The sequence below is a fragment of the Streptomyces sp. NPDC107454 genome (genome assembly GCF_055582885.1).
On the sequence record NZ_JBVJPA010000003.1, the window covers coordinates 246,592 to 259,847 of the forward strand.

The window sequence follows — 13,256 nt, forward strand, 5'->3', positions numbered from 1 at the left end:
GGCCGCGCACCTTGCTTGAGAGCGCTCTCAGCAGCACCCGCGCACCCCCACTCCGTACCGAAGAGGCATTCATGAGTGAACCCTCCGGCACACCTGTCAGACGCGGCCCCCTGCGGCGCGTCATACTGGCCGCGGTCGGCACCCTGACCCTGGCCGTGGCCGCGGTCCTCCCCGCGAACGCGTCCGCGCCCACTCCCCCGGCCGGCTGGTCCCAGGTCTTCGTCGACGACTTCAACGGGGCGGCCGGCTCCGGCGTCAACACCTCCAACTGGCAGTACGACACCGGCACCAGTTACCCGGGCGGCGCCGCCAACTGGGGCACCGGCGAGGTCGAGACGATGACCTCCAGCACCAACAACGTGGCGCTCGACGGCAACGGCAACCTGCTGATCACCCCGCGCCGGGACGCCTCCGGCAACTGGACCTCGGGCCGTATCGAGACCACCCGCACCGACTTCCAGCCACCCGCGGGCGGCAAACTCCGCGTCGAGGCACGCCTCCAGATGCCGAACGTGACCGGCGCCGCCGCCAAGGGCTACTGGCCGGCCTTCTGGACGCTGGGCGCGCCCTACCGCGGCAACTACCAGAACTGGCCGAGCGTAGGCGAGCTGGACATCATGGAGAACGTCCAGGGCCTCAACACCGAGTGGGCCACCATGCACTGCGGCACCAACCCGGGCGGCCCGTGCAACGAGACCAGCGGCATCGGCGGCAACACCCCGTGCGCCGGCACCACGTGTCAGGCCGGCTTCCACACGTACGCCATGGAGTGGGACCGCTCGACGAGCCCCGAGGAGATCCGCTTCTACCTCGACGGCGTCAACTTCCACACGGTCAAGGCGAACCAGGTCGACGCCACCACCTGGGCGAACGCCACCAACCACGGCTACTTCGTCATCCTGAACGTGGCGATGGGCGGCGGCTTCCCCGGCGCGTTCGGCGGCGGTCCGGACAGCGGCACCGAGCCCGGCCACCCGCTGGTCGTGGACTACGTCCAGGTGCTGCAGGCCAGTGGGAGCGGTACCACGCCGCCTCCGACCGGCAACCGTGACGCCTACAGCGCCATCCAGGCCGAGTCGTACGACAGCCAGTCGGGCACCAGCACCGAGACCACCACGGACACCGGCGGCGGCCAGGACATCGGCTCGCTGGCCAGTGGCGACTGGGCGCTCTACAAGGGCGTCAACTTCGGCTCCACGGCGGCCACACAGTTCTACGGGCGGGTCGCGAGCGGTGCGGCGAGCGGGGTCAGCGGTCTGGTCGAGGTGCGCCTCGACAGCCGTACGAGCACCCCCGTCGGCAGTTTCGCGGTGGGCAACACCGGCGGCTGGCAGAGCTGGCGGACGGTCCCGGCCAACATCACCGGGGTCACCGGCACCCATGACGTCTATCTGACCTTCACCAGCGGCCAGCCGGCCGACTTCGTGAACGTCAACTGGTTCGACTTCGGCCACTGACGAGGCGGTCCCTCGACGAGCGGCACGAGGAGTGACGGGGCGGGCCCGCGGGCCCGCCCCTTTTCCTGCTTTCCTGGGCGCGGTCTCAGCGCAGCTCCGCCCGGAACACCACGGGACTCGTGCCCGTGTGCTGGTGGAAGAACTTGGAGAAGTTCGCCGAGTCGGGGAAGCCCACGGCGACACCGATGCGCCCGATGGGCATCTCCGTGTGGGCCAGCAGCCGCTTGGCCTCCAGGACCACCCGCTTGTCGATGAATCCCTTCGGGGTCTCACCGGTGGCCGCGCGCACCGCGCGGACCAGCGTGCGGCGGGAGTAGCCGAGGGCGTCGGCGTACGCGCTGACGCTGTGGTTGGTGGCGAAGTCCTTCTCGACCGCGTCCCGGAAGCGGGTGAAGGTGGTGTCGCTCTGTTCGCGGGCCGCTTCGGCGGAGCTGGCCGCGAGATGGGCGAGGCGCAGCAGGAACGCGGTGAGGGAGTGCCGCAGCACCGAGGTGTGCAGGCTGAGCGGCAGCGTGGTGGTGTCGACGTACTCGCGTTCCAGCTGGGTGAGCGAGTGCTCCAGGGCGGCCAGTTGGTCGGCGCCGGGGCGCAGCAGCGGGGGCTGGTCGTAGCGGTAGAGACCGGTCGCCTCGACGGTCGCGCGCGGCAGGAAACCAGGCTGCATGATCAGGACGGTGCCGCGGTAGCGGTCGGTGCGGGAGAAGCGGTGCACCTGACCGGGGCGGATCCACAGGATGTCGCCCGGGGACGCCTCGTACTCGGCGAAGTCGATCATGTGTCTGACCGGGCCCTCGTGAAAGAGCATCACGACGTGGAAGTCGATGCGGTGCACGCGCTCCAGCGGGGCGTCCGCGTGCCAGACGCGTCCGCTCCCCATCGCGCCGACCTGCATGCCGACGCCGGACAGGCTCAGATCGACCGGGAAGGGGAAGGTCCTGATCCCGTCCCGGGTCCCGCCTTCGCCCCCCGCACCGCCTTGGGTGGTTCTGTCTGTCATGTCCCTCTCGCGTCGGCTCGCTCCGGCACTCCGTGTCCCATTTTCACCGAAGGCTGACACACGGGCACCTTCCCCGGCAAAAGTCAGACTTTTAGGTTTGAAGGCGTTCCACCAGCGATTCCCGATCCAGTGAGGACTTCTTGAAGATGAGTACGCAGAGCCCCGACGGCTTCGAATGGACCGAGCTGGACCGCCGGGCGGTCGACACCGCCCGCATCCTGGCCGCTGACGCCGTTCAGAAGGTCGGAAACGGTCACCCGGGCACAGCGATGAGCCTGGCCCCGGCCGCGTACACGATCTTTCAGAAGGTGATGCGACACGACCCCGCCGACCCTGAGTGGACCGGCCGCGACCGGTTCGTCCTGTCCCCCGGTCACACCTCGCTGACCCTTTACACCCAGCTCTTCCTCTCCGGGTACGAACTCGGCCTCGACGACCTGAAGGCGTTCCGCACGCACGGTTCGAAGACGCCGGGGCACCCCGAGTACGGGCACACCGCGGGCGTGGAGACCACCACCGGTCCGCTGGGACAGGGTGTCGCGAACGCGGTGGGCATGGCGATGGCCGCCCGCTACGAGCGCGGTCTGTTCGACCCCGAGACGCCGGAGGGCGAGTCGCCCTTCGACCACACCATCTGGGGCATCGTCTCGGACGGCGACCTGGAGGAGGGCATCTCCGCCGAGGCCTCCTCCCTCGCGGGCCACCAGAAGCTGGGCAACCTGGTCTTCGTCTACGACGACAACCACATCTCCATCGAGGGCGACACCGCCACCGCCTTCTCCGAGGACGTGCTGAAGCGCTACGAGGCGTACGGCTGGCATGTGCAGCGCATCGAGCCCTCGGCCGACGGCGACATCGACGTCCGCGCGCTGTACACGGCGCTGACGGCGGCGCAGGCCGAGACCGGACGGCCCTCGATCATCGCGATGCGCACGATCATCGCCTGGCCCGCGCCGAACGCCCGGAACACCGAGGCCTCGCACGGCTCCGCGCTGGGCGCGGACGAGGTCGCCGCCACCAAGCGTCTCCTGGGCTTCGACCCGGAGCAGTCCTTCGAGGTCGCCGACGAGGTCCTCGCCCACGCCCGCCAGGCCCTGGACCGGGGTGCCGAGGCCCACACCGCCTGGGACAAGCGGATCGCCGAGTGGCGCACCGCGCAGCCCGAGCGGGCCAGGCTGTTCGACCGGATCGTCGCCGGTCAGCTTCCCGAGGGCTGGCAGGACAAGCTCCCCGCGTTCGAGGCGGGTACGTCCGTCGCCACCCGCGCCGCCTCCGGCAAGGTCCTGCAAGCGCTCGGCTCGGTGATCCCCGAACTCTGGGGCGGCTCCGCCGACCTGGCCGGCTCGAACAACACCACCATCGACAAGACGTCCTCCTTCCTGCCGAAGGGCAACCCGCTGCCGGAGGCCGACCCGTACGGCCGCACCGTCCACTTCGGCATCCGCGAGCACTCCATGGCCGCGGAGATGAACGGCATCGCGCTGCACGGCAACACCCGCATCTACGGCGGCACCTTCCTGGTCTTCTCCGACTACATGCGCAACGCCGTACGTCTGTCCGCGCTGATGCAGCTCCCCGTCACCTACGTGTGGACGCACGACTCGATCGGCCTGGGCGAGGACGGCCCCACCCACCAGCCGGTCGAACACCTGGCCTCGCTGCGCGCCATCCCGGGCCTGAACATCGTCCGCCCGGCCGACGCCAACGAGACCGCGATCGCCTGGGCCGAGATCCTCAAGCGGCACGCCACCCGGCCCGCCCCGCACGGCCTGGCCCTGACGCGCCAGGGCGTGCCCACCTACGAGGCCAACTCCGAGGCCGCCAAGGGTGGTTACGTGCTGCGTGACTCCTCCACCGGGACGCCCGAGCTGGTTCTGATCGCCACCGGCTCCGAGGTCCACCTCGCCGTCGAGGCGCGTGAGTTGCTGGAGGCCGAGGGGATCGGCACCCGGGTCGTGTCGATGCCGTCCGTGGAGTGGTTCGAGGAGCAGTCCCCGGAGTACCGGGCGAGCGTCCTTCCGCCGTCCGTGAAGGCCCGCGTGGCGGTCGAGGCGGGCATCGGGCTGACCTGGTACCGGTACGTCGGTGACCACGGACGCATTGTCTCGCTCGAGCACTTCGGAGCCTCCGCCGACGCCAAGACCCTGTTCGCCGAGTTCGGTTTCACCGCCGAGAACGTCGCCGCCGCCGCGCGGGAATCCCTCGCCGCCGCCCGCGGTTGATCCGATCGCACGAAGGAAGATGATCACTGTGACCGAAGCAGCCGCGACCGCGGTAACCCTGAAGCGCCTCTCCGACGAAGGCGTCTCCATCTGGCTGGACGACCTCTCCCGCAGGCGTATCGCCTCCGGCAACCTCGCCGAACTCGTTGAGACCAGGCACGTGGTGGGCGTCACCACCAACCCCTCCATCTTCCAGGCCGCCATCGGCTCCGGGGAGGGATACGAGGAGCAGCTCGGCGACCTGGCCGAGCGCGGCGTGACGGTCGACGAGGCCGTCCGGATGATGACGACGGCCGACGTCCGCGCCGCCGCCGACATCCTGCGCCCGGTCCACGACGCGACCGCCGGCCGTGACGGCCGGGTCTCCATCGAGGTCGACCCGCGCCTCGCCCACAACACCGGGGCGACCGTCGCCGAGGCCAAGCAGCTCTCCTGGCTCGTCGACCGCCCGAACGTGATGATCAAGATCCCGGCGACGAAGGCCGGCCTCCCGGCGATCACCGAGGTCATCGGCCTCGGCATCAGCGTCAACGTCACGCTGATCTTCTCCCTGGAGCGCTACCGCGAGGTGATGGACGCCTACCTGGCTGGCCTGGAGAAGGCCAAGGCGGCGGGCATCGACCTCGCCACCATCCACTCCGTCGCCTCCTTCTTCGTCTCCCGCGTCGACAGCGAGATCGACAAGCGGCTGACGAAGGTCGGGTCCGACGAGGCCCTCGCCCTCAAGGGCAGGGCGGCGCTCGCCAACGCGCGGCTCGCCTACGAGGCGTACGAAGAGGTGTTCGCCTCCGCCCGCTGGACCGCGCTCGCCCCGGCCGGTGCCAACAAGCAGCGCCCGCTGTGGGCCTCGACGGGCGTCAAGGACCCCTCGTACAAGGACACGCTGTACGTCGACGAGCTGGTCGCGCCGGGCACGGTCAACACCATGCCGGAGGCGACGCTCAACGCCACGGCCGACCACGGTGACATCCACGGCGACGCGGTGACCGGCGGCTACGCCCAGGCGCGCGCCGACCTGGCCGCCGTGGAAGGGCTCGGGATCTCCTACGACGACGTGGTCAACCAGCTGGAGGACGAGGGCGTCTCGAAGTTCGAGGCGGCCTGGGAGGATCTGCTCGACGCGGTCGCGACCTCGCTGAGCAGCAAGGGAGTTGAAGGGGAATGACGAAGCGTGAAGCGCTTCCCGACGGTACCCCGCAGGATGCGGCCACCACGCCGGAGGGATCTGGTGACACGACCGTGGAACCGGACGGTGTGAAGCCGGTCGACGTGAAGGCGGTCGGTGTGAAGGCGGAGGCCAAGAGCCTGGGCCTCGTTCCGGTGGCGGAATGGGAGAACCCGCTCCGTGACCCCCGTGACCGCCGCCTCCCCCGTATCGCGGGCCCCTCGGGCCTCGTCATCTTCGGTGTCACCGGCGACCTGTCCCGCAAGAAGCTGATGCCGGCCGTCTACGACCTCGCCAACCGCGGTCTGCTGCCCCCGGGCTTCTCGCTCGTCGGGTTCGCCCGCCGCGACTGGGAGGACGAGGACTTCGCGCAGATCGTGCACGACTCGGTGAAGGAACACGCGCGCACCCCGTTCCGCGAGGAGGTCTGGCAGCAGCTCGCCGAAGGCATGCGGTTCATCCCGGGCACCTTCGACGACGACACCGCGTTCAAGCAGCTGCGCTCCGCCATCGAGGAACTGGACGCGGCCCGGGGCACCAGCGGCAACTACGCGTTCTACCTCTCCGTGCCCCCGAAGTTCTTCCCGAAGGTCGTCAAGCAGCTCAAGAAGCACGGGCTCGCGAGCCCGCCGGAGGGTTCCTGGCGGCGCGCGGTCATCGAGAAGCCGTTCGGCCACGACCTCGAGAGCGCACGCGAGCTGAACGCGCTCGTGCACGATGTGTTCGACCCGGAGCAGGTCTTCCGCATCGACCACTACCTCGGCAAGGAGACCGTCCAGAACATCCTGGCGCTCCGCTTCGCCAACCAGATGTACGAGCCGATCTGGAACCGGTCGTACGTCGACCACGTGCAGATCACCATGGCGGAGGACATCGGCATCGGCGGCCGGGCCGGCTACTACGACGGCATCGGTTCGGCCCGTGACGTGATCCAGAACCACCTGCTCCAGCTGATGGCGCTGACCGCCATGGAGGAGCCGATCGCCTTCGACGCCGAGTCGCTGCTGACCGAGAAGCTCAAGGTCCTCAAGTCGGTGAAGCTGCCGGAGAACCTGGGCGAGCACACCGTGCGCGGCCAGTACGCGGCGGCCTGGCAGGGCGGCGAGAAGGTGCGCGGCTATCTGCAGGAGGAGGGCATCGACCCCAAGTCGACGACCGACACCTACGCGGCCGTCAAGCTGGAGGTCGACAACCGCCGCTGGGCGGGCGTCCCCTTCTACCTGCGCACCGGCAAGCGCCTCGGCCGGCGGGTGACGGAGATCGCGGTGGTCTTCCAGCGCGCCCCGCACTCACCGTTCGACTCGACCGCCACCGAGGAGCTCGGCCAGAACGCGATCGTCATCCGCGTCCAGCCCGACGAGGGCATGACGGTGCGCTTCGGATCGAAGGTCCCGGGTACGTCGATGGAGATCCGGGACGTCACGATGGACTTCGCCTACGGCGAGTCGTTCACCGAGTCCAGCCCGGAGGCGTACGAACGGCTGATTCTGGATGTCCTGCTCGGCGATGCCAATCTCTTCCCCCGTCATCAGGAGGTGGAAGAGTCCTGGAAGGTCCTCGACCCGATCGAGGAGTACTGGGAGACCCATGGCAGGCCCGCGCAGTACCCCTCGGGCAGCTGGGGTCCGAAGGAAGCCGACGAGATGCTCGCACGAGACGGACGGAGCTGGCGCAGGCCATGAAGATCGACCTGACCGACACCACGGCAAGCAAGATCAACAAGGCGCTCGTGCAGGGGCGCCGCGCCATCGGCACCCCCGCCGTGGGCATGGTCCTGACGATGGTCATCGTCACCGACGAGGAGAACGCGTACGACTCGATCAAGGCGGCCGAGGAGGCCTCGCGCGAGCACCCCTCGCGCACCCTGGTCGTCATCAAGCGACACGCCCGCACCCCGCGCGACCGCACCAACTCGCGTCTCGACGCCGAGGTCCGGGTGGGCGCCGACTCCGGTGCCGGTGAGACCGTCGTGCTGCGGACCTACGGCGAGGTGTCCGACCACGCCGACTCCGTGGTCCTGCCGCTGTTGCTGCCGGACGCGCCCGTCGTCGTCTGGTGGCCGGTGGACGCCCCCGCCGTACCCGCCAAGGACCCGCTGGGCGCCCTCGCGCAGCGCAGGATCACCGACATGTACGCCGTCGAGGCACCGCTCACGGCCCTGGAGGCCCGCGTCAACTCGTACGCGCCGGGCGACACCGACCTGGCGTGGACCCGACTGACGCCCTGGCGCTCGATGCTGGCCGCCGCGCTCGACCAGGCCCGTACGAAGGTGATCTCGGCCGCCGTCGAGAGCGAGGCCGACAACCCGAGCGCCGAGCTGCTCGCCCGCTGGCTGGGCGCTCGGCTCGACGTGCCGGTCGAGCGGGTCGTCACCGCCGGTCCGGTGGTGACCGCGGTGCGGCTCGGCACGGAGAACGGCGAGATCGTGATCGACCGGCCCGAAGGACCGCTGGCCACACTGTCGCTGCCCGGGCAGCCCTCCCGCACCCTCGCGCTGAAGGTGCGCAGCACTTCCGAGCTGATCGCCGAGGAGCTGCGCCGCCTCGACGCGGACGAGATGTACGCCGTCGCCCTGCGGGGCGAGAACGGCACCAAGGAGACCCCCCGTCATGTCTGACTCCCCCAAGCTCACGCGGCGTCCGCAGTGGGTGGCCCTGGAGGACCACCGCGCGGACGGTCTGCTCCACCCGCGGCTGCGTGAGCTGTTCGCCGCCGATCCCGCCCGCGCCGAGCGCTATGTCGTGCGGGTCGGCGATCTGCGGATCGACTACTCCAAGCACCTGATCACGGACGAGACCCTCGCCCTCCTCCAGGAACTGGCCACCGCCACGGACGTGTTCGGACTGCGGGACGCGATGTTCCGCGGCGAGAGGATCAACGTCACCGAGGACAGGGCGGTGCTGCACACCGCCCTGCGGGCCCCCCGGAACGCGGTGATCGAGGTCGACGGCGAGAACGTCGTGCCTGGCGTACACGCCGTGCTCGACAAGATGGCCGACTTCGCCGAGCGGGTCCGCGCCGGCGAGTGGACCGGTCACACCGGCAAGCGCATCAAGAACATCGTCAACATCGGTATCGGCGGCTCCGATCTCGGTCCGGCGATGGCGTACGAGGCGCTGCGGGCCTTCACCGACCGCTCGCTGACCGTGCGGTTCGTGTCGAACGTGGACGGCGCCGATCTGCACGAGGCCGTCCGCGACCTCGACCCGGCCGAGACGCTGTTCATCATCGCCTCGAAGACGTTCACCACCATCGAGACCATCACCAACGCCACCTCGGCACGGACCTGGCTGCTCGCCGCGCTGAACGGTGACGAGAAGGCGGTCGCCAAGCACTTCGTGGCGCTGTCGACGAACGCCGGGAAGGTGTCGGACTTCGGTATCGACACGGCCAACATGTTCGGGTTCTGGGACTGGGTCGGCGGACGCTACTCCTTCGACTCGGCGATCGGCCTGTCGTTGATGATCGCGATCGGCCCGGACCGGTTCCGGGAGCTGCTCGACGGGTTCAGGCTCGTCGACGAGCACTTCCGCACCGCGCCCGCCGAGGCCAACGCGCCTTTGCTGCTCGGCCTGTTGGGTGTCTGGTACGGCAACTTCTTCGACGCCCAGTCGCACGCCGTGCTGCCGTACTCGCACTACCTGTCCAAGTTCACGGCGTACCTGCAGCAGTTGGACATGGAGTCCAACGGCAAGTCGGTGGACCGCGAGGGCGACCCGGTGGAGTGGCAGACCGGTCCGGTGGTGTGGGGCACGCCCGGCACCAACGGGCAGCACGCCTACTACCAGCTCATCCACCAGGGCACGAAGCTGATCCCGGCCGACTTCATCGGCTTCGCCAACCCGGTGGACGAGCTGGAGCCCGAACTCGCCGCCCAGCACGACCTGTTGATGGCGAACTTCTTCGCGCAGACCCAGGCCCTCGCCTTCGGCAAGACGCCCGACGAGGTGCGCGCCGAGGGCGTGCCCGAGGAACTGGTCCCGCACAAGACGTTCAAGGGCAACCACCCGACGACGACGATCCTCGCGAGCGAGCTGACGCCGTCGGTTCTCGGCCAGCTCATCGCCCTCTACGAGCACAAGGTGTTCGTCCAGGGCGCGATCTGGAACATCGACTCCTTCGACCAGTGGGGCGTCGAGCTCGGCAAGGTCCTCGCCAAGCGCGTCGAACCCGCGCTCACCGAAGGCGCCGACGTACCCGGCCTCGACCCCTCCACCGCCGCCCTCGTGGCCGCGTACCGCACCCTCCGAAAGAAGTGACTGTCATGCAGCTCGGACTCATCGGCCTCGGCAAGATGGGCGGCAACATGCGCGAGCGGATCCGCCGCGCGGGCCACACGGTCGTCGGCTACGACCGCAACCCCGAGGTCACGGACGTGAGCAGCCTCACCGAACTCGTGAGCGCGCTCGAAGCCCCGCGCGTGGTGTGGGTGATGGTCCCCGCCGGCGCCGCCACGCAGTCCACCATCGACCAGCTCGGCGAGCTCCTGGAGCCCGGGGACACCGTCGTCGACGGCGGCAACTCCCGCTGGACGGACGACGAGAAGCACGCGGAGGAACTGGCCGCCAAGGGCATCGGGTTCGTCGACGCGGGCGTCTCCGGCGGCGTCTGGGGTCTCAAGAACGGCTACGCGCTGATGGTCGGCGGCGACGCCGAGAACATCGCCAAGGTGCAGCCGGTCTTCGACGCCCTCAAGCCCGAGGGCGACGCCGGCTTCGTGCACGCCGGCAAGGTCGGTGCGGGCCACTTCTCGAAGATGGTCCACAACGGCATCGAGTACGCCATGATGCAGGCCTACGCCGAGGGCTGGGAGCTCCTGGAGAAGGTCCACTCCGTCACCGACGTGCGCGAGGTCTTCCGCTCCTGGCAGGAAGGCACCGTGATCCGCTCCTGGCTGCTCGACCTCGCCGTCAACGCGCTGGACGACGACGAGCACCTGGAGAAGCTGCGCGGCTACGCGGACGACTCCGGCGAGGGCCGCTGGACCGTCGAGGCGGCCATCGACAACGCCGTCCCGCTGCCCGCCATCACCGCCTCCCTCTTCGCCCGGTTCGCCTCCCGCCAGGACGACTCCCCGCAGATGAAGATGATCGCGGCGCTGCGCAACCAGTTCGGCGGCCACGCCGTCGAGTCGGCGAAGTAACGACCATGGGCGACCTCCTGCTGGTCCGCCACGGTGAGACCGAGTGGAGCGTGTCGGGCCAGCACACCAGCTGGACCGACCTGCCCCTCACCCAGCACGGCGAGGAACAGGCCAAGTCCCTCGCCCCGCTGCTCGCCGGCCGGACCTTCGCCCTGGCCCTGACCAGCCCGCTCCACCGCGCGGTACGCACGGCGGAACTCGCGGGCCTGTACGGTGCCGAGGCCGATCCTGATCTGCACGAGTGGGACTACGGCGCGTACGAAGGCATCAGGACCGTCGAGATACATCGCACCCGGCCCGACTGGTTCCTGTGGAACGACGGCGTGCCGCCCGGCCCCGACGGCCATCCCGGCGAGTCACCGGCGGAGGTGGGAGAGCGCGCCGACCGCGTGCTGTCCCGCGTCGGACCGGCGCTCGCCGAGGGCGACGTGGTCCTCGTGGCACACGGCCACTTCCTGCGCGTGCTGACGGCCCGTCGGCTGGGGCTGTCCCCCGCGGACGGGCGGCTGTTCCAGCTCGCGACGGGCACCGTCAGCCGGCTGTCCACCGAGCACGGGCATCCTGTGATCGCAGAGTGGAACGCCACCGGAACTTCTGCGGCGGTTCGCTAGTTTCTACAGTGCTGTAGAAATCGATGAGGTCACGGCCCGCCCTCCGGAGCGGGCCGGGCCTCTCCCAACGTATGGAGCTCTCATGGCCCTGTGGGACCGCATCAAGGAGTCCGCGTCGACGATGCAGACCCAGCTCGTGGCGAAGAAGAACGATCTGAAGAGCGGTGCCTTCCGCGACGCGAGCATGGCGATGTGCGCGCTCGTCGCCGCGGCGGACGGGACGGTCGATCCCTCCGAGCGCCAGCGCGTCGCCCAACTCATCGCCACGAACGAGGTGTTGCAGAACTTCGACGCCGACGACCTGCGCCGCCGCTTCGACGACAACCTGAACAAGCTGACCGCCGACTTCGCCTTCGGCAAGGTCAGCGTCCTCCAGGAGATCGCCAAGGCGAAGAAGAAGCCGGCCGAGGCGCGCGCCGTCATCCAGATCGGCATCGTCATCGGCGGCGCCGACGGCGACTTCGACAAGACCGAGCAGGCCGTCGTGCGCGAGGCGTGCTTCACGCTCGACCTGCCGCCGCACGAGTTCGACCTGTAGTACCCCACCGGTCCCGGCCGTGCCACCTCGACGGCCGGGACACGTGAGGTGGCTCAGGCGCCGCGCGTGGCGCGCCTGCGCCACTTCACGAACTCCGCCTCCGGGTCGCCGGTGCGGGACCAGGGCATCCGGCTGGCGCGCACCCCCAGGGTCCGGAAGAGCGGGGCCGCGAGGTCCGGCAGGCCCGCGTAGCTGGCGGCGTGCGCCAGATAGTTGAGGTCGCGCACCTCCTCCGGAGCGGGCTGGCCGTCCGGGCGCGCGGCGATCCAGCGCTGCCAGGTACGCCGTACGTCGTCGACGGCTCCCTCGCTGTTCCAGTGCCCGTCGAGGTCGACGGGCACGTCCGGCCGCCCGTTCGCCTCCTCCTGGAGAAAGCGGTACTCCTCCACACGGGCGAACTGCACCAGGACCGGCAGCGCGCAGCCCGGCGGTGCGACGGCCGCCGCGTCGCGGGCGAAGTCGTACATCAGGCTGTGGGTGCCGTGCCACCGCGCCGAGTAGTAGCGCAGCACATAGAGGTGCCCCTCGACCGTGTAGGGGTCGCGGGCGTGCAACTCGTCCCACCAGCGGCCGAGTTCCTGGCGGCGTACCCCGGCGGCGTAGAGCCGGGCGACAGAGATGAGGCAGATCCAGGGGGTGGGGTCATCGGGGCAGGCCTCGGCGCCCTGCAGACAGGCCATCACCGCCCGGTCGACGCGCCGCTGCTCGACGGGTACCTGCCCGCCCACGGCGGTGGCGAGGGAGAAGGCCCTGGCCACCTCGGTCGCGGCCCGCAGTACCAGGGCGTCGGCGCTGCGCGGCTCCGCGGCGAGCCAGGACTCGACCGCCGAGTTGCCCGCGCAGGCCGGCGCGAGCAGCCGGATCCGGTGGGCGCGCACGGACCACGCGGGGCCGGTCACCCGCAGCAGATCCCGCAGACCCTGCCAGCGCCCGTTGGCGATGTCCTTGCGTGCGGTGGTGAGAGGTGCGTCCCCGTAGTCGGGGTCGAAGTCGGGGGTGAAGCGGTCTCCCGGCATGGGCTCCCTCTCAAAACGTGAAGCACTGAAACCGGCCTCGGAGCCGGAGGCCGATTGCTCCACGTCCTGGGCAGCAGACTGGGGGCGATACCGTGCTGCCGCTGTCA

11 protein-coding genes are annotated in these 13,256 nt (G+C 69.9%); 9 read left to right on the top strand and 2 right to left on the bottom strand.

The window, feature by feature from the left end:
• Window positions 1-71: 71 nt before the first annotated feature.
• Window positions 72-1,457, top strand: a complete 1,386-nt coding sequence (locus tag ACZ69M_RS08745; RefSeq protein ID WP_470047931.1) for a glycoside hydrolase family 16 protein — start codon at window positions 72-74, stop codon at window positions 1,455-1,457.
• A gap of 85 nt (window positions 1,458-1,542) precedes the next feature.
• On the opposite strand, the gene ACZ69M_RS08750 is transcribed toward ACZ69M_RS08745, so the two are convergent.
• The gene (locus tag ACZ69M_RS08750; RefSeq protein ID WP_470047933.1) at window positions 1,543-2,454 is read right to left on the bottom strand and encodes a helix-turn-helix transcriptional regulator; all 912 of its coding nucleotides are present in this window, start codon (window positions 2,452-2,454) and stop codon (window positions 1,543-1,545) included.
• A gap of 146 nt (window positions 2,455-2,600) precedes the next feature.
• On the opposite strand from ACZ69M_RS08750, the gene tkt reads away from it, so the two are divergent.
• The 8 genes from tkt to ACZ69M_RS08790 all read left to right on the top strand — a co-directional run bounded on the left by tkt (window position 2,601) and on the right by ACZ69M_RS08790 (window position 12,133).
• Window positions 2,601-4,676, top strand: coding sequence for a transketolase (gene tkt, locus ACZ69M_RS08755; RefSeq protein ID WP_470047935.1), 2,076 nt, complete (start codon window positions 2,601-2,603; stop codon window positions 4,674-4,676).
• Between the two features lie 19 nt (window positions 4,677-4,695).
• Window positions 4,696-5,841 (top strand): transaldolase, encoded by a 1,146-nt coding sequence (gene tal / locus ACZ69M_RS08760; RefSeq protein ID WP_470047937.1) that lies wholly within the window; start codon window positions 4,696-4,698, stop codon window positions 5,839-5,841.
• Window positions 5,838-7,523, top strand: coding sequence for a glucose-6-phosphate dehydrogenase (gene zwf, locus ACZ69M_RS08765; RefSeq protein ID WP_470047939.1), 1,686 nt, complete (start codon window positions 5,838-5,840; stop codon window positions 7,521-7,523). The genes tal and zwf overlap by 4 nt, the downstream gene beginning before the upstream one ends.
• A complete protein-coding gene (opcA, locus tag ACZ69M_RS08770) occupies window positions 7,520-8,458 on the top strand; it encodes a glucose-6-phosphate dehydrogenase assembly protein OpcA (RefSeq protein ID WP_470047941.1) in 939 nt (312 codons plus the stop codon). The genes zwf and opcA overlap by 4 nt, the downstream gene beginning before the upstream one ends.
• Window positions 8,451-10,100, top strand: coding sequence for a glucose-6-phosphate isomerase (gene pgi / locus ACZ69M_RS08775; RefSeq protein ID WP_470047943.1), 1,650 nt, complete (start codon window positions 8,451-8,453; stop codon window positions 10,098-10,100). The genes opcA and pgi overlap by 8 nt, the downstream gene beginning before the upstream one ends.
• 5 nt (window positions 10,101-10,105) lie before the next feature.
• On the top strand, window positions 10,106-10,984 hold the full coding sequence (gnd, locus tag ACZ69M_RS08780) for a phosphogluconate dehydrogenase (NAD(+)-dependent, decarboxylating) (RefSeq protein ID WP_470047945.1): 879 nt from the start codon (window positions 10,106-10,108) through the stop codon (window positions 10,982-10,984).
• 5 nt (window positions 10,985-10,989) lie between these two features.
• On the top strand, window positions 10,990-11,595 hold the full coding sequence (locus ACZ69M_RS08785; RefSeq protein WP_470047947.1) for a histidine phosphatase family protein: 606 nt from the start codon (window positions 10,990-10,992) through the stop codon (window positions 11,593-11,595).
• An 82-nt stretch (window positions 11,596-11,677) separates the two neighbouring features.
• Window positions 11,678-12,133 carry a tellurite resistance TerB family protein gene (locus tag ACZ69M_RS08790; RefSeq protein WP_054234523.1) on the top strand — a complete coding sequence of 152 codons (456 nt, stop codon included), beginning with the start codon at window positions 11,678-11,680 and terminating at the stop codon, window positions 12,131-12,133.
• Window positions 12,134-12,186: 53 nt separating this feature from the next.
• Here the strand turns inward: ACZ69M_RS08790 and ACZ69M_RS08795 are convergent, their stop codons facing one another.
• The gene (locus ACZ69M_RS08795) at window positions 12,187-13,149 is read right to left on the bottom strand and encodes a hypothetical protein (RefSeq protein WP_470047949.1); all 963 of its coding nucleotides are present in this window, start codon (window positions 13,147-13,149) and stop codon (window positions 12,187-12,189) included.
• Between the last annotated feature and the right edge of the window lie 107 nt (window positions 13,150-13,256).